The following is a 24,354-nucleotide window of genomic DNA, read 5'->3' as shown; positions in this document are numbered from 1 at the left end:
CCGCTAGTGCGGTGTTTCGTTACGTTGGCGAGCCAAGCGACCCGTTACCAGCTCATCGTTATTTTTTTGCTCAGAGCGTTCGAGACGGCGATGCTCTTCCAATAGCCTGCGTGAGGCCAACGTGTCGTAGGAAGAGAGTTTGCGCTGCTCTTGTTGCCAATGTTGCTGGCTTTGTTGAACCCGCTGCTGTTGAGCGATTAAGGCCTGGCGGGCACGGCTTAACGCCGCGTCAAGTGACGCTAGAAACTGCTGGTAATTGTACATGGTGGCCGGGTCTATGCCTTCACGCATCGCCTTTTGTAAGCGCTCGGCATATTCCGCGCGGTACTGGTTAAGCGATTGCAGTTGGGCAGCCGTTTGTTGTTCGGTCTGGCGCTCATGAGCGAGCAGTTTGCCCGCCTGATCACGGGCATCCTTGGCCATACCTGTTAGCATCTCAAGCTGTGAATGACTCATGTTCGGCCTCCCACCACGGCGTGCAGTGCTTGGTGTGCCTCTTCAAGCGTTGCTCGCTCATCAATGTTCTGTTGAAGAAAACGCTCCAGTGCGGGGAAAAGGTTCACCGCTTCATCAAGCCTGGGGTCGTGTCCCGGACTGTAAGCCCCAACGCTAATCAGATCGCGATTACGCTGGTAGCGAGAAAACATCTGTTTGAAAAGCCGCGCCTCTTTTAACTGTTCTGGTGTCGCAATCGCTGTCATGGCACGACTGATAGAGGCTTCAATATCAATCGCTGGGTAATGACCGGCTTCGGCCAGGTTACGCGATAGCACAATATGACCATCTAAAATTGCCCGGGCTGAGTCAGCGATGGGGTCTTGCTGATCATCGCCTTCCGTCAGTACGGTATAAAACGCGGTGATGGATCCTCCGCCGCGCTCAGCATTGCCGGCACGTTCAACCAGGCCGGGCAGTTTGGCAAATACCGAAGGCGGATACCCCTTGGTTGCCGGAGGCTCACCAATGGCCAGGGCGATTTCCCGCTGAGCCATGGCATAGCGCGTAAGTGAATCCATGATCAGTAGAACGTTACGTCCTGCATCGCGGAATCCCTCGGCAAGGCGCGTGGCATAGGCGGCTCCTTGAAGGCGTTGCAGCGGAGAGGTATCGGCAGGTGCTGCCACCACCACCGAGCGGCGTCTGCCCTCAGGTCCTAAAATATGATCAATAAAATCCTGTACTTCTCGGCCACGTTCACCAATCAGGCCTACCACGATGACATCGGCCTGGGTGTAGCGGGCCATCATGCCGAGTAGAACCGATTTACCCACCCCGGAGCCTGCAAATAACCCCATCCGCTGGCCTCGGCCAACGCTTAAAAGCGCATTGATCGCGCGAATGCCCACGTCAATCTGATCTTCAATGGGGGCGCGGGAGAGCGGGTTAAGCGGCGCTGAGCTGAGGGTGGCATGAGGTACGTCTTCAACGCTTTCGCGATCATCCAGTGGTTTGCCATTACCGTCTAGGACGCGTCCCAAAAGCTCATCACCAATGGGAAAGCGGCGCGCGCTATGGCCGCTGCCATCGCCAATTGGAGAAACGCGAGCGCCGGGCATCAGTCCGGAAATTTCCTCCAACGGCATAAGAAAAAGTTTGTCACCAGCAAATCCCACAACTTCCGCTTCGGCATGCCTGCCACTATCAGCCAAACGGCCATCCGGCCCTGGTAGCTCTATACGACAGGCGCTGCCCACGGCTACACGCAGGCCAACCACTTCGATCACCATGCCGGTCGCGCGTGTTACCCGCCCACTGCTGCGATGGCGTGGCAAATGGCTTACCCGTTGCGTGGTGCGGCGTAACGCTTTATGCCAGCGATATTGATGAGGACAAGTGGAATCTGACATGCATGATCCGCCTATGAAGACACAGCACTGGGTGAATGACGCTTACGGGTCTGGGCCTGTATCGCTTGCCAACGGCTTTCAAAGGTCGCATCCAATTCACCCTGAGCACTAGTGACCCGACAACCACCTCGGGCTAACTGGTCATCAGGCTGTAACTTCCAGTTTGCAGCGCTGAGTTCGTTGCCCAGATGGGCTTCCACCACGGTATGGTCATCAGGGTTTAACCATAAGCGTTGCTGACCTACCAGGGGTGGCTCGGTATGTAAAAGCTCACGAACAATATTTAAAATCTTCTCAGGTGTTTCCTGCAGGGCTTCACCAGCAAGCTGTTTGCCTGTAGCCAGAGCAAGTTCGACCAAGTCATGAGCAACTACCTCATCAATACGCTCCAGGGCATCAGAAAACTGTTTTGCCAGTGCCTGCAGCGGGGCTACCGTTTGACGTGCCTGTTCCTTTAGCTCATCACGCGCTTGGGCGCGCCCCTCTTCCAGACCTTTGGCCATACCCTCAGCATGGCCTTTCTCAAGACCCGCCTGGTAGCCTGCCTCTTCTGCTTCCTGACGAAGGCGTTCATAAAGCGCCTGACGTTCTTGCTGTTCGCGCTGGTGCGCCTGCTCCGCTGCCTTCTGGGCGGCCAACACCTTGCGCTGATGCGCGCTAGGCTCAGCAGTAAATATTTCACTGCTACTTTCGCTAGATGAACCAAGCTCATCCATTTGCCAGCGTCGCCAGTTGCCATGGCGATCAAACTCGGGGGGGGACGAGTTAGACATACTCGTCATCTCCACCGGCCAGGACAATTTCACCTGAGTCCGCTAAGCGGCGAACCACTTGCAGGATGGCTTTTTGTTCCGTTTCGACCTGTGAGACGCGTATGGGGCCGCGCGCCTCCATATCTTCGCGAACCAGATCGGCGGCGCGCTGAGACATATTGCGCAGGAATTTGTCGACCAACGCCTCCTGAGCGCCCTTGAGCGCCACCACCAGCGAGTTGGTTTCGACTTCCTGCAGCACCATTTGAATGGCACGGTTGTCCAGGTCGAGCAGGTTCTCGAAAAGGAACATTTCGTCGATGATCTTTTGGGCAAGATCCTCGCTGTGTGCCCGGACAGTTTCGATCGCCGTTTCTTCCTGGGATGAGTTCATCAGGTTGAGTATCTCGGCTGCCGTTCTTACGCCACCCATCTTGCTGCGTTTAAGGTTCTGGCCATCCAGCATGCTGGTCAGCACCTCCGTTAATTCTTGCAGTGCGGCTGGCTGAACGCCGCTAAAGGTCGCGATGCGTAGCACGACATCGTTACGCAGTTTCTCTTCAAAATGCTCAAGAATATCAGCTGCCTGATGGCGATCCAGGTGTACGAGAATAGTGGCGATAATCTGTGGGTGCTCATCTCGGATAAGCTCCGCTACCATGGTAGCTTCCATCAGATTAAGGGCATCAATGCCTGAATTTCCGCCTGTCGTTTCTAGAATGTCCTCAATCAGGCTGGTGGCGCGTTCGCTGCCCAAGGCCTTGGTAAGGACAGAGCGGATGTGCTCGCTGGAGTTAAGGTTGAGCGCCACAAACTCTTCGGTTTCGCGATGAAACGCTTCTAAAACCGCTTTCATATCTTCATGGGACACCTGGTTCAGGCGCGCCATTTCCATACTGATCTCTTGTACTTCACTAGCACTCAGGTACTTGAAGACCTCAGCCGCGCTGTCTTCGTCTAGAGCTAGGAGCAGAATGGCGCTCTTGCGAGCACCACTCATATCGGCCGTTGCGCTACTCATTAGCATTCATCCAGCTGCGAATGATCATGGCGACCATGCGAGGATCTTCTTGAGCCATTTCGCGTAGGTCGTTAAGGTTGTGCTCATACAGCGACGTTTTACGCCGACGCTTGGGCTTGTTGCCGTAGGTATCATCTTCCTCATCGACAGTTTCGTCTTCATTGTCATCTTCCTCACCACCCACGCTGGTAGTGAGCGTACGCCCTGGTTCTGCTGCTGGCGCTACTACCGGTGTCTGGGTGTAACGCTTGATCAAAGGACGCAAAATCAGCAGATAAAGAAGCAGTGAGGCAATCGCCACTAGCAGGTAGCGGCCCAAGGTGCTGGCAATGGCCAATGTATCGGGGTCCTTCCACCAGATGGTTTCTGCTATCTCTTCGCGCGTATCGGCAAAGGGCGAGTTCACTACTTCAATCTGGTCTCCGCGTACCTGAGAAAAGCCAATGGCCTGCTGAACCAGCCGCTCAATTTGCTCAACTTCCACGTCTGTTAAAGCAACGCGCTCAACCTCGCCATCTTCATTGACGATATTGCGGTAGTTGACCACGACCGCAGCTGACAGCCTTTGTACCTGCCCTAACCGATGTTGAACATGCTCAACGCTGCGATCGACTTCGTAATTGACCACGTCTTCCTGGCGCAGGCTGCGCAGTGCGTCGGGCGGTGTATCTTCCTCATTGCCCTCTTCGCCATCAGGCTGGTTGATGGGTGAGAGCGCTGTGCCGGGCGGCGTATTGCTCAAGGCGCCGGGGATGCCGCTAGCCATAGGGTCTTGGCCATCAAGCGATAGGCTAAGCTGACGGCTACGTACGGCCGCTTCGTTAGGGGGCTGGTTCGGGCCATAGCGCTCAGACGTTTGTTCGCGTCGAGAAAAGTCAATCTGTGCGGCGACCTGAGCGCGTACGTTAGCACTGCCCAATAGCGGGGTAAGAATATGCTCGATACGCCGCTGGTAGGAGCGCTCAACCTCGGCTATATACTCAAGTTGAGTGCCGTCCAGGTCATTCCCTTTTGTCGTGTCGGCAGACAACAGTCGACCGTTTTGATCAACGACCGTCACATTTTCTGCCGCAAGCTCCGGCACGCTGCTGGAAACCATATGAACAATGGCACTTACCTGCCCATCGCCCAGTACACGGCCGGGGAGTAGGGTAAGTATCACTGATGCCTTGGCCGGCTCGCGGTCACGAATAAAGACCGAAGGCTTTGCCAATGAAAGGTGCACACGAACGCGCTCAACGGGGCCAAGGGATTCAATGGAGCGAGCAAGCTCCCCTTCCAGTCCTCGCTGAAAATTTACCTGCTCCGCAAATTGGCTGATCCCGAAGGCCTGGGTATCCATTAACTCAAGCCCAAGATTGCCGCCACGGGGCAATCCCTGTTCGGCAAGCTGTAGCCTTAGCGTGTGGATCTGGTCGCTAGGTACGAGCAGCGCCTGGCCACCCTCACTAAACTGGTAGGGCACACCGCGGCTATCAAGCTCGGCAATAATTCTTCCCCCGTCAGCTTCATTAAGGTTGCTATAGAGGACGCGGTAGTCAGGGCTACTTGCCCACATGAAAAGCGCCGCCACCACGGCAATAGACGCGGCGCCCGCAATAAGCAGCATTACCAACGGGTTGCCGCGCAGCTGCTTTAGCATGCGATCGATCGCTGGTTTGCTGCTTGCGTCGCTGCCTGTCGAGTTACTGCGGGGGGCGTTTTGTGTCGTGCTGTTTTGACGGCCTGCCGATGCACCAGTTTCGCTCATGCGTTCCTCCAAAGAGGTAAGCAAAACAGGTGTCGGCTCAGGCGCATCACCAAAAAAGGCATAGGCTATATCCGTCAATCGCGGTTATCCGCCAAACAAAAAGGGGCGGAATTGTGATGGGCGCCATTATCCCGGGGTATGTCGAGCATAAACGAGCGAAAAGGTTGGCTTTTGGTACTTATTTGTTCGTATGAGGGTTGGGGTAGTGGTGTTAGGCTTCCTCATCTTTTTATTTTAAGCCGATGAGGCATATGTATGAGTACGCCGGCGATTCAGGCAGCACTTCAGCAAATGCAGGGGCTGGCCACACAGGCGGCAGCGCAGCCATTAAAAGGTGGGCATGTCGCGACAGCCGTGGGGCAGGGCAGTTTTGGCAGCGAACTTCAGGCTTCCATTCAGCGCATCAACCGTCTTCAGAAGGCGGCGGACGCAAAAGCCATGGCCTTCCAGTCCGGGGAGCCGAACGTTGCGTTGAACGATGTTATGGTGGATATGCAAAAAGCGAGCGTTGCCTTTCAGATGGGGCTCCAGGTGCGCAACCGCTTGGTAACGGCTTACCGCGATGTGATGAATATGCAGGTGTAATCGCTGGAGGCTCCTTGGTTGTAACGCTAAGACAGGAAGAGCGCAGTTTGCTCATGCGCTCATTCTTTCAGCCTTCTTTTTATACTTCTAATGAAATAAGGCGGCCCTGTATTTCTTCTAGGCGTTCAGCGATCAATATGACCTCCTCTGCAGGAATCTGTCGGATAACGTCGCCTGATTCGCGATCAATGACACGTGTAATGATGCGTGATGACTGTTCACTCATCTCAAACTCCAGCCCATGGGGCCGCATGACAGTATTGATGCGCTGAAGCGGCTCGACTAATTCACCCTTGTTTATAGGCTCTTTATGGCTGGCCGTTTGGGCAGAAGCATTATCGGCGATGGAAAGCTCGGTTAGCGTACTATCCAGGCGCTGCTGCGGCGTTAAGCGGGGTGATGAAGCAGCTAGTAGCGATGTTATTGTACCCGTGAATGGTGATGTCATGTCAGCCGTTCCTTAGTGAGGTTAAGCGCTAAATATTAATTACCCATTGATAAAGCTTGAATTTAATGAAGCTGAATATCGGTATCTGTTATTGAGCTTCATCAATGTCATCGGCTGATACACCGTAAACTTTATGTGTCAGGACCACGGTGACGTATTACCAGGCCGTATGTATGAGCATTGGTGTGGAGTTACTCGGCTTTTTTAAACGATAGATAAGTATCGCCTGGCAGGGGCAATATCGGAGTCTAATGTAAAAAGCACCTAATATGCTCTGCCACTTTGCAGTAGATTTCGAACGGTAGTTTTCGATTAACGCGGTCGCTAAAACGAGGCGGACATGCTGGCGCAGCAAGATGAATATGAGACGATTGCCAACTCGGCGGCAATTGAGTCGCTACTAGATGCCATGATTGAAAGCGGTGGCGTGTCGCTGCGCATGGACTCGCCTGATGCAAGGGCTGAGCCGATCGTCTTGATGGAACAGCATCCGGGTGAAGCACTTGTGCTGGATCTGTCATCGGTCGACTATTTGCTTGGTCGTCTTCAAAACGGCGAAGCATTTTATCTGTATGCGCAGGCTCAAAATAAAGTTGTTCGTACCCCTCTTCTTTCGCTGACTGAAGCGCGCCGCTCAGGAGGGCGTTTTTTATGTTGCAGCGACTACCCGGCGACCGTTGATGTTTTGCAGCGCCGCGAGTCCTTTCGAGCCGAACTGCGCATGGGGATGGCCGTATCTGCGACCTTATTCGGTGTGCTGGGTAATACAGCCGTAGGCGAGTTGCGCGATATTTCCCAGACAGGCTGCCAGCTGGAGCTGCCCCTTGCCGCCAGCGGTGTATTGGCGGAGACGGATGGTCCTTTCAAGCTGGTACTAAGATTTCCCGACGGCTCCTATTTCGAGGGTCACGGCGTTGTTCGCCATCAAAAAATTGATCCCGAAAGGCACTTGCTGCGCGTCGGGTTTGAGTTTTCAGGATTGACTGCCGAACAAGAACGTCAAGTGTGGTACTTCGTATGTGAAATAGAGCGTGAGGCGGCCCGCTACAATCAGGAGAGTGCGGATGAGCGGCAGCCCTCACCGCTATTTGAACAGTCCAGTAAGCGCGCCAACCTGGAGCGTGTTGGGCGGCGAGATATAAAGCATTATGCAACGCCTATGGCACGTCGGCTTGTGAAAGTGGCTGCCTACCTAGATGCCCAGTTGCTGCTTTTGCAGCAAGGAAGCGATATCGATGCTCAGCGATTGTCACGCAACGCTGACCGTGTGTTGGCACTTCATGAAGAAGATCGTGAAGCATTATTGTTTGCCTCTCGCTGCATGTCGCTTGAGCCGATGCTGGTGCGTCACGGCATAGCCGTTGCGGTGCATTTGCTGGACCTGGTGGGCGCTAATATGCCTCGCGAAATACGTAAAGCTATTGTGGCCAGCGGTTTGATCCACGATTTGGGCAAGGCGCTGGTGCCTCAGGTCATTTTTAGAGCGCCGAACTTTGAGGCGACTCACCGCCAAGCCATGAGCGAACATGTGACCCTATTGGTCGATCGTCTCCAGCATTGCCAATGGCTGTCGGTAAACATTGTCCAGGCGGTCATTGGCGGGATTAACGAGCGCCTGGATGGCAGTGGCTATCCAGGCGGCTTGAGTGGTGAAGATATCAATGAGCTTGCTAAGGCCTGTGCCGTGGTTGATGTGGTCGAAGCCATGCGACGCGACCGCCCTGATCGCCCGGCTAAAACTACCCAGCAGATCTATCGGCATCTTTTAAGCCACCCCCATCAGTTCGATTTGCGTTGGGTAAAGCGCTATATCGAACACTTCAAAGGGCTGCCGGTTGGCTCTCTGGTGCGCTTTACCAGTGGGCAGCTGGCGTGGGTGACGCGCTTGGATGAAGCGGGCGTGCCCATCGAAGTATGGCCGACTCGCCAAGCCGAGCCTCCAATGGGCGATACGCTTGGAAATCTGGTAAATGGTGACGTGCGGGAAAGGCTTGGAATACCAGCGCAGGAAATAGCCGTTTCAGCTTAAGGTAAGAGCTAGGTCATTGGCCAAAGCAAAAGTAAGGTTAAGCGTTAAAGTATGCCCCAAGAATGCCGATATAGTTTATAGCTGGGCATGATGTGCTCGTATCTAATGATGAAAAGCATGTGGCGCTGATTGGTGTCTAGTCAACTGCCGCCATACATAAGGAGCTTTAGCTAATGACATACTCTCGCGGCAATGCTGCCTACGGACGCGGTGCTAATGCTTATGCACGCGTTGGCGTAGAAAGCGGCGTTATGTCAGCTGATCCGCATAAGCTTATTGTAATGTTGTTTGAGGGAGCGCAGACGGCTATTCGTGCCGCGCGTATTCACATGCAGGATGGCAATACAGGCGAGAAGGGCAAGGCAGTTTCCAAGGCGCTGGATATTATCAATAACGGACTTGCGGCCGCACTTGATCAGGAGAAGGGGGGCGATATCGCTGAACGATTGGCATCGCTGTATGACTATATTGCACGTTTATTACTTACCGCTAATCTTCGTAATGATGAAGAGAGTTTAAATCAAGCAGAGCAGTTGCTCGAAAATATCGCCTCCGCATGGCGTGAAATCGGCCAGCAGCAAAGCGCATGAGGCGACCATGGCAGCTTCCGTAAATGCCCACAACGCCACACAGGACGCGCTTTTAGACGCGTATGAGGGGTTGCTGGTTCACGTATCTCAAATGCACGAACTGGCCAGCACCGAGCAGTGGGAAGAGCTGATTGAACAGCGCACACACTACGTCATGCTGGTAGAAAGGCTGCATGAACTTGATGGCGGAGTGATACTAGACGAATCGGGCAGGCAGCGTAAGGCAAAGTTGCTTGAAGATATTTTAGGATATGATGTGGAAATCCGGCGCCGACTGGTTACTAGGCGCGATGAATTGGGCAAGCTGATTGGTGTCTCCCTGCGCCAGCGTGATTTGCATCGTGCTTATGCGCCTCAGCAGGGCGTTCAGATGCATAACGATGATGGGGTAGATGCGTGAGTGGAATTACACCGCTGATCGATACGCTGATGCACCAAGTGCTGGGTCGGCAGGGTGAGGTGTCGCTCCAGCGTGCGTTAAGTGAGCCGGTCAAGGCTATTCCGCCTGGTGAGGGGCCGCGTGCCCTGCCGGGGGATTCAAGCCTGGATGGCCGCGCTGCGCCAGGAACGCTAAATGATCTAAGGCGCCTGCCTGAGCTGCCTGTTGGTGAGCGCTTGCCGGCGAGGGGGGACACACCGGGGGCGCCGCCTGGGTCAACGCAAACCCATTTTAGTCCTGCAGCGCGTACTATTGCAGATGTTTTATTGCGCTTTCCTGCGCCTGTGCCCGTTATACGCCCTGCAGCGCCATTGCTAACCGCACAAGAGCCGCCAGCAGCAGGGGTGGTCGCGGAGCGCCTGGAAGCGAGCGTGCGCGATAGTGGGCTGTTTTATGAGGCGCATTTAAAACGATGGTTTCAAGGTGATATGTCGCGCCAGCAGCTGCTACGTGAGCCGCAAATGCAGCCTGGGCCACGGCCTGTAATACTGCCGGGCGCGCTGCTTTTACAGCCCAGCATGCCATCGCCACCTGGAATGCCATTGGCTGGGGCAGGCGCAGGTGCGGAGCCACTTTCAAGCAGGATGATACTGCCTGGCAGTACGTTGCTATATATGCCCAGTGGTGCCGCCACAACCTCCGCTGGTATGCCTAATACGGCTGGTGCCGTGCCAGCTCAGATGAATGCCGTTGCGCCAGGTTCAGACGCTGCTGCCAATCTGGCGTCTCGCGAAGCCGCCGCTTTTGTGGAAGAAGTCGAGAGTCTGAAAACACGTGGCCAGCGCGAGATTATTCATGAGAGTTTGCAGGGCCTGGTGCGTCAACAGCTGGATATGCTGGTAATGCCTGCCATCCGTTGGGAAGGCGACGTGTGGGCTGGAATTTTTATGGCATTGGTAATTCAGTTGCCGACTCAAGATAAAACCCAAGGGGATCAACGGGAAAGCAATAATTCAGATGATGGGTGGCGCTCTGAAATGCGCCTGGAAGTGCCTAGTGTGGGAGCATTTAGCGTCTCTTTGTGGTTTTATCGAGCGGTGTTAAGTGTCGACTTAACAGCGGCCGATAGCACCACCCACCAATATCTTGAAAGAGGCATACCCGCGTTAGAGCAGCGTTTGAATGCTCTGGATTTGGAAAAGGTCCAAGTGCGTGCTCGGCATATACCGCAGGAGCATGACAATGACCTTGCCGGATGAGCGCCGCCGCCAAGCCGTGGCACTTGCCTATCAGGAAAAAGAACGTGCACCGCGCGTGGTGGCAAAAGGCTACGGGGAGCTTGCTGAACGTATTATGGCCGAGGCTCAACGTCAGGGAATTTATGTGCATGATGCGCCTGAAATCGTAGCGCTTTTGATGCAATTAGATTTAGACACTGAAATACCACCCCAACTTTATCAGGTGGTGGCTGAGCTACTGGTATGGGTATTTGAGTTATCGGGAGACGGGTTGGAATACCGAAGCCCAGCCATGTAGCTAATGCAGATATAGTGTGCAACCATGATGTTGAGTACGGAAAAATTCATCAGGGCGCCCGTATAATGGTTACAAAACTGCGCCTGCGGCATTAGATGGAACACTATGAGTCACACTAATTTTCTCGATGAAATTCAAGAAATAAATTTAGCTTATTTGCTTCTCGCGCAGCGCCTGTTAAGTGAAGACCGGGAAGCAGCATTGTTTCGTTTGAAAATAGATGGCGATATGGCTGATTTGTTGTCAACGCTTAGTGCACGCCAGCTAACGAAGTTGGCACGCACCAATCAACTGATATGTCGGTTCAGTCAGACCAGTGCTCAACGGCTGCGGCAGTTAACGCAGAATCCGCGGGACCAGGGACTAGCCGGCCTGCATGCATCATTGCTGTTAGCGTGCGATACATTCGAATCATTACCGTTAGGAGATGAGGAGTGAGCCAGAAAAGCTTGGTCGATGAAATGCACCAAGTACAGCTGGCAATAGAGCTGATTGAGCTAGGTGCACGTCTTCAGGTGCTGGAAACGGAAACCGAGTTAAGCCGTACGCGCCTGATTAAACTCTATAAAGAAGTCTGTGGAGTGTCACCGCCGAAGGGCATGCTGCCTTTTTCGGCAGATTGGTTCATTACTTGGCTACCCAATGTCCACTCCTCGCTTTTTTACAATGTCTACGCCAGTTTACGTAAGGATACATGCTGTGAGCGGATTGAAGCCTTTGTAAAAGCCTATCGACTTTATGACGAGCAGATGATGTTGGAGGGTGCAGAGCCAGTGCTTGGCTTGACGCGTGCCTGGACGCTAGTGCGCTTTTTTGAAAGCGACCTGCTTCAAATGAATAAATGTACACGCTGTGAAGGGCACTTTGTTGCGCACGCGCATAGCCCCGCGCGTGGCTACGTTTGCGGTATTTGTCAGCCGCCTTCTCGAGCAGGAAAGACGCGCAAATCACAGCTTGCTCAGGAGGAAAAGGATAACACTAACGATGCTCAACAAAGTATTAGCGGAGCAAGCCTTTAACGCATAGATAGCGGTAAAAGACGGCGGTACTTTTTAATTAAAATGCGCATCATCGTTAGTATGATGAAGCTAATTTGTGCTTGAACTGGAACTACACATGACCATCTGAACAGATGGCTAAATTTTAGTTCCCCTACTTAATATTGAAACACCGCAAGGACTCTGCTTGTGCTGATACTTCTAGGCTATGTAGTCGTTTTGTTATGTGTATTTGGTGGCTATGTGCTGGCAGGTGGCAGCTTAGGCCCTCTATACCAACCACTTGAGCTGCTCATTATTGGCGGGGCTGGTGTTGGTGCATTTATTGCTGCTAACAACATCAAAGCCATAAAAGCCACATTTAAGCTGCTGCCCAGGCTCAAGGGAGCAAAAAAATATAACAAAGCGTTTTACATGGAAGTGATGGCGATGCAGTACAAGCTATTATCGAAAATTCGCCGTGAAGGAATGTTGGGTATAGAGCGAGATATCGATAATCCTCAAGAAAGCCCTCTTTTTCAAGAGCATCCCACTGTATTAGCTGATCCCCATGTCATGACTTTCTTGACGGACTATCTACGCCTGATGGTGAGCGGTGGCATGGAGCCTATGGAAATTGATGAGCTGATGTTGCACGAAATCGAAGTATTTGAACAAGAAGCCCATGTTCCAATCGATGCTATTGCAAAAGTTGGCGACGCCATGCCCGCCTTCGGCATTGTGGCGGCAGTCATGGGGGTAATTAAGGCGCTGACCTATGCTGATGCGAGTCCCGATCAGATGGGCGAAATGATTGCTCACGCGCTGGTTGGGACCTTCCTGGGTATTTTGTTGGGTTACGGCTTTATTAGCCCTATCGCCAGTTTCGCAGGCCGGCAAGCCCAGGAAGCAGAGAAAATGATGCAATGCATCCGGATAACATTATTGGCGAGTTTGCATGGCTACGCACCACAGCTTGCCGTTGAGTTTGGCCGTAAAGCGTTATATACCGCTGAGCGCCCCACCTTTACCGAACTTGAAGATTATGTGAAAGATGCCAAAAAGGCCGGTGGTGCATGAGCAAGGGAAGCGATAAGCGCCCGATTATTATTCGGCGTAAAAAAGTGGTGCATGCACATCACGGAGGCGCCTGGAAAATTGCCCTTGCGGACTTTATGACCGCCCTGATGGCACTCTTTCTCGTCATGTGGATTTTAAGTGTTTCCAGTGAGGAAACACGGCGCGGCGTGGCCGAGTATTTCAGCACCCCACTGGTTACGGCGATTACCGGGGGCGACCAATCCGGCAGTACCAGCGTCATTCCTGGCGGCGGCCCGGACCCCACTCATAGCGATGGAGAGCGGGCACGGATTGATGTCATGCAGCACACTCGGCCCAGCATGCAGGAACGGCGCTTTTTTTCTGATCTTCAGGAACGCATCGAGCGGGCAATTGAGCAGGACCCAGAGCTGCGTCAGCTGCGTAGCCAAATGCGCTTTGATCTGACGCGTGAAGGTCTGCGTATTCAACTGCTGGATACAGAGCAGCGGCCCATGTTTGAGCTGGGTAGTAATAGAGTCGCGCCGTATATGCGAAATTTATTGCGCACGATGGCCCCCTTATTAAATGAGTTACCCAATGACCTGAGTATTGGTGGATATACCGACAGTGTGCCTTATGCGGGCGGTTATCGCGGCTATAGCAACTGGGAGTTATCCAATGATCGCGCCAACGCATCACGGCGGGAGTTGGTTGCCGGTGGCTTGGACCCCGATCAATTGCTGCGTGTATCAGGCTTTGCTGATCGTGTGCCGTTACCTGACACCGGGCCGACAGATCCGGTTAATCGACGTATTGAGCTAATCGTTCTGCTGCCCGAAATCGCAGAGGCGATTCGTAACCCTGGCACCATGGGAACCGATGTTCCAACGCCTACTTCTGCTAACGAGTTGGTAGAAGACGTGCCACAAAATACTTCACCGGACGATGCTTCGGAATGAGTCTGACCGGTGACAAAAATATGACGTTAGAGTGGAGTGGGGCATGGATATAGCGGACTTTTTTGAGACTTTTTTTGAAGAGGCTGAAGAGCTGCTCGCTGATATGGAGCAGCACTTGCTGGAGCTCGACATCGATAATCCGGATGGCGAGCAGCTAAACGCTATTTTCCGCGCTGCGCACTCAATCAAGGGAGGCGCAGGAACCTTCGGTTTTAACGTGCTGCAGAAAACCACGCATATTTTCGAAAACCTGCTGGATCACGCACGTAAGGGGGAACTTACCTTGCGTGCCGACCTCGTTGATACCTTTCTAGAGGCTAAAGACATCATGCATGAGCAACTCGATGCCTATCGCAACGAGGAAGCGCCCGACCAAGAGGCGTATGAACGGATTTGCCAAACCTTACAGCAAATAGCGTTGGAAGAGATTGGCCAAACGCTGGAGGCCCCGGCCGCACCGCCTGCCCCCCTTTTCAAGGCGGAAGAACCGCCAGTCCCTTCTGGTAGCGAACACCAGCTGGTGGTGGCCCTGCTTAACGTAAGTGAAAAGGACCGCACGTTATTGGTGGAAGAGCTTGAACAGCTGGGTGAGATTCAAGCGCAGTCCGGTGATGACAAGCGCTATGAAGTCATTTTAGCCGGTGATAGCAGCGCCGATGATATTGAAGCCGTCATGTGCTTTATTATCGAGCCAGAGCAGATCGAGATTAAGGTAGCGGATCGCGCCCAGCCAGCTGCCCCGGCGAGTGCTGTCCCGGCTGTCGCGGCCGTGCCAACAGCTCCGGTCTCTGCTGAACCTGCTGAGAAGCCCCAACCGCCCGCTGAGAGTGCCCGTAAGGAAGCCGCTGCCAAACCCAAGAAGGCCGCTGCCGAATCCTCGTCCATTCGCGTGTCGGTAGATAAGGTTGACCAGATCATTAACTTGGTGGGTGAGCTTATAATCACCCAGTCGATGCTGGATCAGACGGTAAGCGATCTTGAAGATCAGTCGGTAGGTAATAGCTCGCTGCAAAACGGCATGAGCCTTTTGCAGCGTAATGCCCGGGATCTCCAAGAAGCGGTCATGTCCATCCGCATGATTCCTATGGAGTTCGTATTTAGCCGTTTTCCCCGTGTGGTACGTGATACAGCAGGCAAGCTGGGTAAGGAAATCGAGCTCGTAACCGAGGGCAAGTCCACTGAGCTTGATAAGAGCCTAGTGGAGCGAATTACCGATCCTTTGACCCACCTGGTGCGTAATAGCCTTGATCACGGTATCGAAATGCCGGACAAGCGTGAGGCACTGGGCAAGCCGCGAACCGGCAAACTCACCCTGTCTGCCCGTCATCAGGGCGGCAATATTCTGATTGAAGTGCGTGACGATGGCGCCGGCATGGATCGGGAACGCCTGTTAGCCAAAGCGCGGGAAAATGGTCTTAGTGTCTCTGACACCATGACTGATGAAGAAGTCTATCAGCTGATTTTTGCGCCAGGCTTTTCGACCGCCGAAGCCGTGACCGATGTCTCCGGGAGAGGCGTGGGCATGGATGTGGTCAAGCGTAATATTCAAGGAATGGGCGGCCGCGTCGAAATCCAATCCAAAAAAGGCGAGGGCACCAATACCAGGATCGTGCTGCCGCTGACGCTTGCGATACTGGATGGCATGTCGATCAAGGTCGGTGGGGAAACCTTTATTCTGCCATTGTCTACCGTGCTTGAGTCCTTGCAGCCGACCAAAAACGACATGTATGCCATGGCAGGAGATGATGTTGTCTTAAAAGTACGCGACGAGTACCTGCCAGTGATCGCAATTCATGAAGTGCTGGACGTAGAAAATGCGATTACCGACCCTACGCGAAGTATCGCCGTCATCGTTCAGGGCGAAGGGCGCCGTTATGCCATGCTGGTTGATGAATTGATTGGCCAGCAGCAAGTCGTTGTTAAAAATCTTGAAGATAACTATCGCAAAGTGCCAGGCATCTCCGCAGCCACCATTCTCGGTGATGGCAGCGTGTCATTAATTCTGGATATCACAGGATTGCACCGCTTGAGCAGGGTCAAGAAAGAAGCGGGCAAAATCGTTAATAATCAACATTACTCTTTTTATAAGGAGGCTGAGCCGTCATGAGTCAGGTAAACAATGAGGCGGTACTGGCCGCTGAAGCTGAAAATCGCGAATTTCTGGTCTTTTCGTTAGGCGAGGAAGAGTACGCTATCGATATCCTGAAGGTTCAGGAAATTCGTGGATACGAAAATGTCACACGCATTGCCAACGCACCTGATTTTATCAAGGGGGTCACCAACCTGCGTGGCGTGATTGTGCCTATTGTTGACCTGCGTATCAAATTTCACCTTGAAAACGTTGAATATGGCGGCCAAACCGTCGTTATCGTAGTGAATGTTGCTGATCGTGTGGTGGGCATCGTAGTTGATGGCGTTTCTGATGTCATGACGCTTGTCCCGGATCAGATCAAACCTGCTCCTGAATTTGGCGTCACCCTGTCTTCCGATTTCCTGAGCGGGCTAGGTAGTCTGGATGATCGCATGCTGGTACTGGTGGATATCGATAAGCTCCTGACCAGCGAAGAAATGGCCTTGGTAGATAGCACCAGCAACCGTTAATTCTCCATAAAAGACACAGGGAACGTGTCTGTCTAAGCAAAAAAGACTTACCCATGCGTTAGGGAAAACGCCTGCGAGTAGATGTTGTGTTAGGAGACACAAGGGTGACACAGCTAATGCGGCAGATAATGGGCAATATGACCGTGCGACTCAGTTGGGGACTTGTACTTGTCTCTTTCTCATTGCTGGTGATCGTAGCATGTGGCATCGGTTTTTATGCTTTGCAGCATGGGGCAACCATCATGCAGGCGGCTAGTGACGGACAGGCACAGCAGGCCGTTTTTACCGAGTTCTCTGCACGTATTCGCTGGGCTCTGATCGCCATTGTGTTGATTACGGCCTCCACCGTAATAGTGGTCATCTGGGGTGTTACTCGCAATGTTCTAAGGCCGTTGGATCGTCTGGTAGGTTATTTTGAACTGATGGCGCAGGGGGATTTAAGCCAGCGGATTACCGCACCGGGAAATAATGAAATCGGCCGCCTGTACATTGCCATGGCGCACATGCAGGCATCGTTATCAGAAACGGTCGGCGTAGTGCGTGGCAGTGGCGCCTCAATTTTTGAGCGCTCCCAGCAAATTGCTAGCGGCAACAATGATCTCTCCTCGCGTACCGAACAGCAGGCCTCTTCGCTTGAAGAGACCGCCTCCAGTATGGAACAGCTTGCCTCAACGGTTGGCCATAACGCCGATAACGCACGCCAAGCCAGTCAGTTGGCTCAAAACGCTACGATGACCGCACGCCGCAGCGGGGAAGAAGTCGGCGCTATCGTTGAGACGATGCAGGATATTAGCGCCAGCTCCCATCAAGTAGCCGACATCATTACCATAATCGATAACATCGCGTTCCAGACCAATATCCTGGCACTCAATGCATCTGTCGAAGCCGCTCGGGCAGGCGAGCATGGCAAAGGCTTTGCCGTGGTGGCGCAAGAAGTGCGCAGTCTGGCTAGCCGAAGCGCCAACGCCGCCAAAGAGATCCGCACGCTTATTGATACTTCGCTTAGCCGAGTGGGTACCGGTACCCAGCGCGTTAATCAAGCGGGTGAAACCATGCAGGCGCTGGTCGATGCTGTTCAGCGTGTCAGCGATATCATGGATGAAATTGCCGCAGCGTCAGAGGAGCAGAGCAACGGCATTGGCCAAGTCAATCAAGCGGTGGCGCAAATGGACCAGGTGGTTCAGCAAAATGCTCAGCTTGTTCAGCATGCCGCGCATAGCGCCAATGAGCTTGAAAGCGAAGCCGCCCGATTGAGAAGCGCCGTTGAACGCTTTCAGCTGGCCTCTTCTGGTGCGACTGCCTCGCCCGCTCCATCCAGCACGCTATTAAGGCCTGCTTTACCCTCCCGACCTTCGCCCGTTATTGCTACCGCAAATGCGGTCGATAGTGATGCCTGGGAAGCCTTTTAAATCGTCTTTGTTGGCTAAATGACACCACTCGTAACTTATAAACAATAAGGCATAAAAATGCGCAATAACCAGCCTATTTCTCAGCGCGAAGTTGAGTTAAAAGAAGACGATTTTTTAGTCTCTCGCACGGATTTGAAAGGCCGCATTACCTATACGAATCCCGCTTTTATTGAAATAAGCGGCTTCGCGCACGATGAATTGATAGGGGCTCCTCATAACCTGATTCGCCACCCCGATATGCCGTCAGCGGCCTTTGAAAATTTATGGCAAACCTTACTGGCTGGCGATACGTGGCGTGGGCTGGTAAAAAACCGCTGCAAAAACGGTGACCACTACTGGGTCGATGCCAGCGTAACGCCGATTATTGAAAATGACGAAGTGGTGGGCTACGCCTCGGTACGCGTTCAAGCGTCGCGTGAAGCCATCAAACGCGCCGAACAGGCCTATGCTGAAATACGTGAGGGCCGCAATAAACGCCTCTATCTGGATAAAGGGCGTCTTCGTCAGCGAGGCATAGGTCAGCGACTGAAAAATATTCAGCTTACTACCGTGCGCGCCAAGCTAATCGGCATGATGATAGTCGCAGGTGCCTTGCTACTGGTGAGTGGCGGTTTAGGGCTTTACGGGTTGCAGGCATCAAGCGAGCGCTTGGAGCAGATCAATCGCGATGGTCTGCGCGATGTTATCAGACTGCAGCAGATCGATCAGACGATTGCCATTACGCGTCAGGGAATCATTGAGCCTGAACGGATGGAGCTGATCAATCAGCGCTTTGATATAGGCCAAACGATTGAACAGCGCGCCGAAGAGGTCGCAAGTGTATGGCAAGCCTTTTACTCACGCTCGGTGAATGCCACTCCGCTGGCCGATGCGTTTAATGACCAGCTACAGACATTTTTAAATGATGGGATGAGCCAGGCAGCCAGCATTTTGCAAGCCGAAGAGACCTATCAGGCCTTTGTCGGCCTAGATGCCGTGATCAGCGTCATGTCAGATGAAGGGCGGGCGTTATCGGAAAGTGTGAATCAACTGATTGCTCAAAAACAGCAGGCTGCCGAAATAATGACCGCCGACGCTCAGCAGGCGCAGAACACTATTATTGCCTTCCAGGCAGTAGTACTGGCTATTGGCTTATTGTTGCTGGTTTTAATTGGCCTGTTTACCCTGCGGTCCATTGTTCGGCCCTTGAAAAGCGCTTCGCGGTTTACGCTACAAATTGCCGGAGGCAACTTGGCGGCAGTAACTCCCAAGCGTCGCCATGATGAAGTAGGCCAGCTCATTGATGCGCTCAATGCCATGCGTAAAAGCCTGAGCAGTATCATTGGTGATGTAAAAGATGGCATCAATATTGTTACCCCCGCCGCTCAGAATATCGCCAGCGGCAATGAAGAGCTCTCCTCGCGTACCGAGCAGCAGGCTGCTTCACTGCAGCAAACCGCCGCTAGCATGGAAGAAATGACCGCAACGGTGCGTCAGAATAGCGAGAACGCTCAAGAAGCGCGCCAGCTTGCCGATAATAATGCTATACGGGTTTCGCAAACGGGCGAATTAATGACGCAGCTAGTCGAAAACATGCAGCGCATAACACAAAGTTCGCAAAAAATGGCCGATATTATCAACGTTATCGATTCCATTGCGTTTCAAACCAATATTCTGGCGTTGAATGCCTCAGTCGAAGCTGCACGCGCGGGTGAGTATGGTCGCGGGTTTGCGGTCGTGGCAGAAGAAGTGCGAAATCTGGCAGGCCGTAGTGCTGGTGCCGCCCAGGAAATCCGTGGGCTGATTGATGGGTCAAACCAGGAAGTCGCCGTGGGCGCCGGGCTAGTTGAAAAAGCGGAAGCTGCCATTAGTGATGTAGCCGAAGCAGCGCGCAGCGTTACGCATATCATGTACGAAATTTCTGCCGCTTCTGAAGAGCAAAGCAGCGGTATTGCTGAGGTTAATCAGGCGGTGGCTGAAATGGATCAGGCAACCCAGCAAAATGCCGTTCGGGTTCAGGAAACCGCACGCGCGGCCGTCGCTTTAGAGCAGCAGGCAAGCATGCTCGCGCTATCGGTCGAGGCATTTAGACTTAATCACCAACGCTCTGGGCGCTCCCTGGCTTCAGCAACGACATCAATTGCTAAGCCAGCACCCAGGCTCACTGGTTCTACAGAGCGCACCTTAACACCCGTGCCATCTGAAAGACGCCAAGCGGCACCTGTAGAGGAATGGGAAGCATTTTGACTGAGCAACGCGAACGGGGTGTCGACGCCGGCCAATGGACGTCTGGTAACCAGATTGAACGGGATCTGGTATTAACCGATGCTGATTTTGCACGCATCAGGGAGCTGATTTATCAGCGTGCAGGAATCGTATTGGCAGAGCATAAACGTGAAATGGTGTATAGCCGGCTAGCCAAGCGGTTGAGGCACCACAACATGACGCGTTTTACCGATTACCTTGTACGCCTAGAGCGTCAGCCTGAGGCAAAAGAGTGGGAGGCATTCACCAATGCACTGACCACTAATTTGACTGCATTTTTTCGGGAGGCACACCACTTTCCGCTTTTGGCAGAGCATATTCGCCATAAGCAAGGTCCGGTAACCATTTGGTGTTCGGCAGCCTCAACTGGCGAAGAACCTTACTCGCTGGCCATGACGCTTCTGGAAACGCTGGGTCCCAAAGCCGCGCAGGCCAAGATCATTGCCACCGATATCGATACGGATGCGTTAAGCCGCGCACGAGCGGGAATTTACCCTCAAGAGCAAGTGCGCAAACTCGATGAAGCGCGTGTAAAACGCTTTTTCCAGAAAGGCACCGGTCAGCACCAGGGGCTTGCCCGAGTGCGCCCTGAGGTATCTGAATTGGTTGAATTTATGCCGCTTAATCTGCTTGCGCCGCAGTGGCCCGTCAAAGGGCCGTTCGATGCTATTTTTTGTCGCAATATCATGATCTATTTCGACAAAGAGACGCAGGCAAAGATTCTTAAACGATTTGCGCCGCTAATGAAACCTGATGGTTTGCTGTTTGCAGGACACTCAGAAAACTTTTCGTACATCAGTGATGCATTCAAGCTGCGTGGGCAGACGGTATATACCCGGGCCTGATCCAAACCATTGTCGTGCCGTTCATACGCTCAAGGCGGGGTAGCCCGAGCACATGGAACTGCACATCAAGCGTCAATTGCAAGAGGAGGCGTGCTTTGAGCGCTGCCAAAATCAAAGTGTTGTGTGTCGATGATTCGGCACTTATTCGTGACTTGCTGACCGAAATTATTAATTCGCAGCCCGACATGGAAGTGGTTGCTGTCGCGCCTGATCCTCTTGTTGCCCGGGATCTGATTAAACAACACAACCCTGATGTGCTGACGCTCGATGTTGAAATGCCGCGCATGGACGGCCTGGATTTTCTTGAGCGCTTGATGCGCTTACGCCCCATGCCGGTGCTAATGGTGTCATCGCTAACCCAGAGCGGCTCGGAAATTACTCTGCGTGCGCTTGAACTGGGAGCACTCGACTTTGTCGCCAAGCCAAGCCTGGGTATTCGTCATGGAATGATGGAGTACGCCAACGAAATTGCTGAAAAGTTGCGGGCGGCCGCACGCTCTCGCCCGCGTCAGGCACGGCACAAAAATACGCCGCCTCCTGCCCAGTTAAAAGCTCCGCTGGTTTCCAGCGAAAAGCTGATTATTATCGGTGCGTCCACCGGCGGTACCGAGGCGATCCGTGCTGTGCTTGAACCTTTACCTGCCAACGCGCCGGCTATTTTGATCACTCAGCATATGCCGGGCGGTTTTACCCGCTCCTTTGCTGAGCGCCTGGATCGGCTGTGTCGCATGACGGTAAAGGAAGCGACCGACGGCGAACGCGTATTGCCCGGTCATGCCTATATTGCCCCCGGTGATCAGCATCTCAAGCTGGTGCGCAGTGGGGCAAACTATGTAGCTCGCCTGGACAGCGGTCCGCCGGTTAACCGGCACCGTCCGTCAGTTGATGTGTTGTTTCGTTCCGCCGCTGAACACGCCGGGCGTAACGCTATCGGTGTGATCTTGACCGGCATGGGCAAGGATGGTGCTGCCGGGCTTTTGGAAATGCGCAAGGCAGGTGCACCGACCATCGCGCAAAACGAGGCTACCTGTGTGGTTTTCGGCATGCCGCGTGAGGCGATTGCGGTAGGCGGAGCAGTGGAAGTTGTCGCGCTCGATGATATCCCCGCACGTCTAATGGCCATGGTGGCAGCCTCTGGGCGAGCTCAGCGGGTATAAACCTTTTCATTATAACAATGCTTGGCTAAGGGAATGATCTAATGACACGTTTACTGCGCAACCTGAGTATTCATGCAACTGTCATAGCAGCACTGGCCTGCTTTGCGACGCTTATAGTGGTGACAGCAGGCATTGGCTTTGTATCGGACCGCAATGCACAAGAGAATCTCGCTATCTATAGCCGCATTAGTGGAGACCAGCTCAGCCAGATTAATCGCGGAGATTCATTGCTTAACCAAGCTATGCTGTCCATGGAAATCGCATCGAATTATATGATGGTCGGCCAGATGCGTGAGGCCAATGAACAGTTAGCGATCGCTGAAGACCGTATTAGACGGGCCGAAGTGCGTTTTGAAAATTTTGCTTCAACGCCACGTGAGCCTCAAGGTGAGGCCTTGGGTGCTGAGCTGATTGAAAATTTCCGTGAGGTGGTCGTGCTGGTCAAACAGCAGCACGAAAGTTTTGCGCAGATGGATATCAATACCTATAACGATTTGCGCGATGCCCTGGTCGATCCTCTGGCCCGCCTTGCTGAAAGCACCACTGCTTTCAGCAGCTATGCGTTTTCGCGCGCAGATACCATCCGTCTAGACGCCCAGGAGCAGGGGCAAGTTTTTGCGCTGATCAGCGCCACTGTGGTGGGCATCGCCCTGCTTGTTACGCTGCTGATTTATATTGGTCTGCGCAAAACGGTCACTGCGCCGCTCAGTGACGCAGTCAAGCGCTTGAATAAAATTGCCGAGGCCGATCTGACCCAGCCCCTGCCGGAAGCGAGCAATAATGAAGTTGGCCGCTTGTTTACTGCAATGGCCGTCATGCAGCAGAACCTGACTGCCATGGTAACGCGGGTACGCGAAGGCAGCTCGGAGATCCATTATGGCACCCGGGAAATTGCCAGTGGTAATGCGGACCTTTCATCGCGGACCGAACAGCAGGCAGCCTCCATTGAAGAAACCGCTGCCAGCATGGAAGAGATGACCGCCACGGTAAAACAGAATGCCGATAATGCCCGTCAGGCCAGCACGCTGGCGGCGGACGCCTCAACCACGGCTGAACACGGTGGTCAGGTGGTGGATCAAGTGGTCCAAACGATGCACGGCATCTCCACCAGCTCGCAAAAAGTGGCCGATATCACTAGCGTGATCGACTCCATTGCATTTCAAACCAATATTCTTGCTTTGAACGCTTCTGTAGAGGCCGCGCGTGCCGGTGAGCAGGGGCGTGGGTTTGCCGTGGTCGCCGGTGAAGTGCGTAACCTGGCCAGTCGTAGTGCCGATGCTGCCAAAGAGATCAGAACGTTGATTGATGCCTCGGTCAACCAGATCAAGCAAGGCTCAACACTGGTCGAGCAGGCGGGAACCACCATGGCGGACGTAGTCACAGCCGTGCGCCGGGTGACCGACATCATGGATGAGATTTCAGCAGCTTCCCAGGAACAGAGCGATGGTATCGAGCAGGTGAGCCACGCTATTGGCCAGATGGACCAGGTAACGCAGCAAAACGCCGCTCTGGTACAGGAAGCATCGGCTGCGGCTTCTTCGCTGGAAGAGCAGGCCAATCGCTTGGAAGAGGCAGTCGCCGTGTTCAAACTGCTGGGCACGCAAGGCTCTCAACACGCTTCCTTGCTCACGAAAGCGCCCGCGTCACTGCCTAAAACGGTGAAGAAAACCGTACCGGCGGCCCCGGCAACACGTTCAGCGCCAAGCCACAGCGACCACGAAGAGTGGGAAGCCTTTTAACCCTGACTGAGTAACCCGTCACTTGGTGACGTGCATTAAATAGAGGATGACCAATGGCCGATAAGAATATGAGTTTCCTGGTAGTCGATGATTTTCCTACCATGCGCCGAATTGTACGTAGTCTGCTGAAAGAGTTGGGTTTTACCAATGTCGACGAGGCGGAAGATGGCCAGGACGCACTGAACAAGCTGCGGGCGGGTAGTTTTGAGTTTGTCGTTTCAGACTGGAACATGCCCAATCTGGACGGCCTGGAAATGCTCAAGGAAATTCGCCAGGACGACGGCTTGAAGCATTTGCCCGTGCTGATGGTAACCGCCGAAGCCAAGAAAGAGAACATTATTGCGGCCGCCCAGGCGGGCGCAAACGGCTATGTGGTTAAGCCGTTTACTGCCGCTACCCTGGAAGAGAAGCTGAATAAAATCTTCGAGAAAATGGGTAAATAAAG

Annotated in this window: 24 protein-coding genes; 18 read left to right on the top strand and 6 right to left on the bottom strand. The window is 53.4% G+C overall.

The window, feature by feature from the left end; translation table 11 throughout:
* Positions 1-3: 3 nt before the first annotated feature.
* Genes fliJ through fliF form a run of 5 tightly spaced genes read right to left on the bottom strand, consistent with a single transcriptional unit; the run spans position 4 to position 5,370 of the window.
* Positions 4-456, bottom strand: a complete 453-nt coding sequence (fliJ, locus tag ELY38_RS16575) for a flagellar export protein FliJ (RefSeq protein ID WP_127063296.1) — start codon at positions 454-456, stop codon at positions 4-6.
* The gene (fliI, locus tag ELY38_RS16570) at positions 453-1,847 is read right to left on the bottom strand and encodes a flagellar protein export ATPase FliI (protein WP_127063295.1); all 1,395 of its coding nucleotides are present in this window, start codon (positions 1,845-1,847) and stop codon (positions 453-455) included. Before fliI ends, fliJ begins: the two co-directional genes overlap by 4 nt.
* Positions 1,848-1,858: 11 nt before the next feature.
* On the bottom strand, positions 1,859-2,620 hold the full coding sequence (gene fliH / locus ELY38_RS16565; protein WP_127063294.1) for a flagellar assembly protein FliH: 762 nt from the start codon (positions 2,618-2,620) through the stop codon (positions 1,859-1,861).
* Positions 2,613-3,620: a flagellar motor switch protein FliG gene (fliG, locus tag ELY38_RS16560; protein ID WP_127063293.1), complete on the bottom strand. Its 1,008-nt coding sequence runs from the start codon at positions 3,618-3,620 to the stop codon at positions 2,613-2,615. Before fliG ends, fliH begins: the two co-directional genes overlap by 8 nt.
* Complete coding sequence (gene fliF, locus ELY38_RS16555; RefSeq protein WP_127063292.1) at positions 3,613-5,370, bottom strand: flagellar basal-body MS-ring/collar protein FliF; 1,758 nt, start codon at positions 5,368-5,370, stop codon at positions 3,613-3,615. The genes fliG and fliF overlap by 8 nt, the downstream gene beginning before the upstream one ends.
* Positions 5,371-5,625: 255 nt before the next feature.
* Here fliF and fliE point away from each other — a divergent pair, with 255 nt between their 5' ends.
* Positions 5,626-5,955, top strand: a complete 330-nt coding sequence (gene fliE / locus ELY38_RS16550) for a flagellar hook-basal body complex protein FliE (protein WP_127063291.1) — start codon at positions 5,626-5,628, stop codon at positions 5,953-5,955.
* A 79-nt stretch (positions 5,956-6,034) separates the two neighbouring features.
* On the opposite strand, the gene ELY38_RS16545 is transcribed toward fliE, so the two are convergent.
* Positions 6,035-6,403 (bottom strand): flagellar protein FlaG, encoded by a 369-nt coding sequence (locus ELY38_RS16545; protein ID WP_127063290.1) that lies wholly within the window; start codon positions 6,401-6,403, stop codon positions 6,035-6,037.
* 340 nt (positions 6,404-6,743) lie between these two features.
* On the opposite strand from ELY38_RS16545, the gene ELY38_RS16540 reads away from it, so the two are divergent.
* The 17 genes from ELY38_RS16540 (at position 6,744) to cheY (ending at position 24,352) form a co-directional block, all read left to right on the top strand.
* Positions 6,744-8,432 (top strand): HD domain-containing phosphohydrolase, encoded by a 1,689-nt coding sequence (locus ELY38_RS16540; protein ID WP_127063289.1) that lies wholly within the window; start codon positions 6,744-6,746, stop codon positions 8,430-8,432.
* A gap of 173 nt (positions 8,433-8,605) precedes the next feature.
* The gene (gene fliS, locus ELY38_RS16535; RefSeq protein WP_127063288.1) at positions 8,606-9,022 is read left to right on the top strand and encodes a flagellar export chaperone FliS; all 417 of its coding nucleotides are present in this window, start codon (positions 8,606-8,608) and stop codon (positions 9,020-9,022) included.
* A gap of 7 nt (positions 9,023-9,029) precedes the next feature.
* Positions 9,030-9,422, top strand: coding sequence for a flagellar protein FliT (gene fliT, locus ELY38_RS16530; RefSeq protein ID WP_127063287.1), 393 nt, complete (start codon positions 9,030-9,032; stop codon positions 9,420-9,422).
* On the top strand, positions 9,419-10,660 hold the full coding sequence (locus ELY38_RS16525) for a flagellar hook-length control protein FliK (RefSeq protein ID WP_127063286.1): 1,242 nt from the start codon (positions 9,419-9,421) through the stop codon (positions 10,658-10,660). The genes fliT and ELY38_RS16525 overlap by 4 nt, the downstream gene beginning before the upstream one ends.
* Positions 10,644-10,937, top strand: a complete 294-nt coding sequence (locus tag ELY38_RS16520; protein ID WP_127063285.1) for an EscU/YscU/HrcU family type III secretion system export apparatus switch protein — start codon at positions 10,644-10,646, stop codon at positions 10,935-10,937. Before ELY38_RS16525 ends, ELY38_RS16520 begins: the two co-directional genes overlap by 17 nt.
* Positions 10,938-11,042: 105 nt before the next feature.
* Positions 11,043-11,375: a flagellar transcriptional regulator FlhD gene (flhD, locus tag ELY38_RS16515; RefSeq protein ID WP_127063284.1), complete on the top strand. Its 333-nt coding sequence runs from the start codon at positions 11,043-11,045 to the stop codon at positions 11,373-11,375.
* On the top strand, positions 11,372-11,956 hold the full coding sequence (flhC, locus tag ELY38_RS16510; RefSeq protein WP_127063283.1) for a flagellar transcriptional regulator FlhC: 585 nt from the start codon (positions 11,372-11,374) through the stop codon (positions 11,954-11,956). The genes flhD and flhC overlap by 4 nt, the downstream gene beginning before the upstream one ends.
* Positions 11,957-12,124: 168 nt before the next feature.
* Positions 12,125-12,994, top strand: coding sequence for a flagellar motor stator protein MotA (gene motA, locus ELY38_RS16505; protein ID WP_127063282.1), 870 nt, complete (start codon positions 12,125-12,127; stop codon positions 12,992-12,994).
* On the top strand, positions 12,991-13,914 hold the full coding sequence (gene motB / locus ELY38_RS16500; RefSeq protein WP_127063281.1) for a flagellar motor protein MotB: 924 nt from the start codon (positions 12,991-12,993) through the stop codon (positions 13,912-13,914). Before motA ends, motB begins: the two co-directional genes overlap by 4 nt.
* Positions 13,915-13,957: 43 nt before the next feature.
* Positions 13,958-16,021 (top strand): chemotaxis protein CheA, encoded by a 2,064-nt coding sequence (gene cheA / locus ELY38_RS16495; protein WP_127063280.1) that lies wholly within the window; start codon positions 13,958-13,960, stop codon positions 16,019-16,021.
* Complete coding sequence (gene cheW / locus ELY38_RS16490; protein WP_127063279.1) at positions 16,018-16,515, top strand: chemotaxis protein CheW; 498 nt, start codon at positions 16,018-16,020, stop codon at positions 16,513-16,515. Before cheA ends, cheW begins: the two co-directional genes overlap by 4 nt.
* A 128-nt stretch (positions 16,516-16,643) precedes the next feature.
* The gene (locus tag ELY38_RS16485; protein WP_127063327.1) at positions 16,644-17,924 is read left to right on the top strand and encodes a methyl-accepting chemotaxis protein; all 1,281 of its coding nucleotides are present in this window, start codon (positions 16,644-16,646) and stop codon (positions 17,922-17,924) included.
* A gap of 57 nt (positions 17,925-17,981) precedes the next feature.
* Positions 17,982-20,150: a methyl-accepting chemotaxis protein gene (locus ELY38_RS16480; RefSeq protein WP_127063278.1), complete on the top strand. Its 2,169-nt coding sequence runs from the start codon at positions 17,982-17,984 to the stop codon at positions 20,148-20,150.
* Positions 20,147-21,013, top strand: a complete 867-nt coding sequence (locus ELY38_RS16475) for a CheR family methyltransferase (protein ID WP_127063277.1) — start codon at positions 20,147-20,149, stop codon at positions 21,011-21,013. The genes ELY38_RS16480 and ELY38_RS16475 overlap by 4 nt, the downstream gene beginning before the upstream one ends.
* Positions 21,014-21,108: 95 nt before the next feature.
* Positions 21,109-22,170 carry a protein-glutamate methylesterase/protein-glutamine glutaminase gene (locus ELY38_RS16470; RefSeq protein ID WP_127063276.1) on the top strand — a complete coding sequence of 354 codons (1,062 nt, stop codon included), beginning with the start codon at positions 21,109-21,111 and terminating at the stop codon, positions 22,168-22,170.
* A gap of 41 nt (positions 22,171-22,211) precedes the next feature.
* Complete coding sequence (locus ELY38_RS16465) at positions 22,212-23,909, top strand: methyl-accepting chemotaxis protein (RefSeq protein WP_127063275.1); 1,698 nt, start codon at positions 22,212-22,214, stop codon at positions 23,907-23,909.
* A 53-nt stretch (positions 23,910-23,962) separates the two neighbouring features.
* Positions 23,963-24,352, top strand: coding sequence for a chemotaxis response regulator CheY (gene cheY, locus ELY38_RS16460; RefSeq protein ID WP_127063274.1), 390 nt, complete (start codon positions 23,963-23,965; stop codon positions 24,350-24,352).
* The last annotated feature ends 2 nt before the right edge of the window (positions 24,353-24,354 follow it).

The organism is Vreelandella nanhaiensis, assembly GCF_003990185.1.
Taxonomy (GTDB): Bacteria; Pseudomonadota; Gammaproteobacteria; order Pseudomonadales; family Halomonadaceae; genus Vreelandella; species Vreelandella nanhaiensis.
The sequence above is the reverse complement of the archived record's forward strand: the minus strand, read 5'-3'. Positions and strand labels throughout refer to the sequence as shown.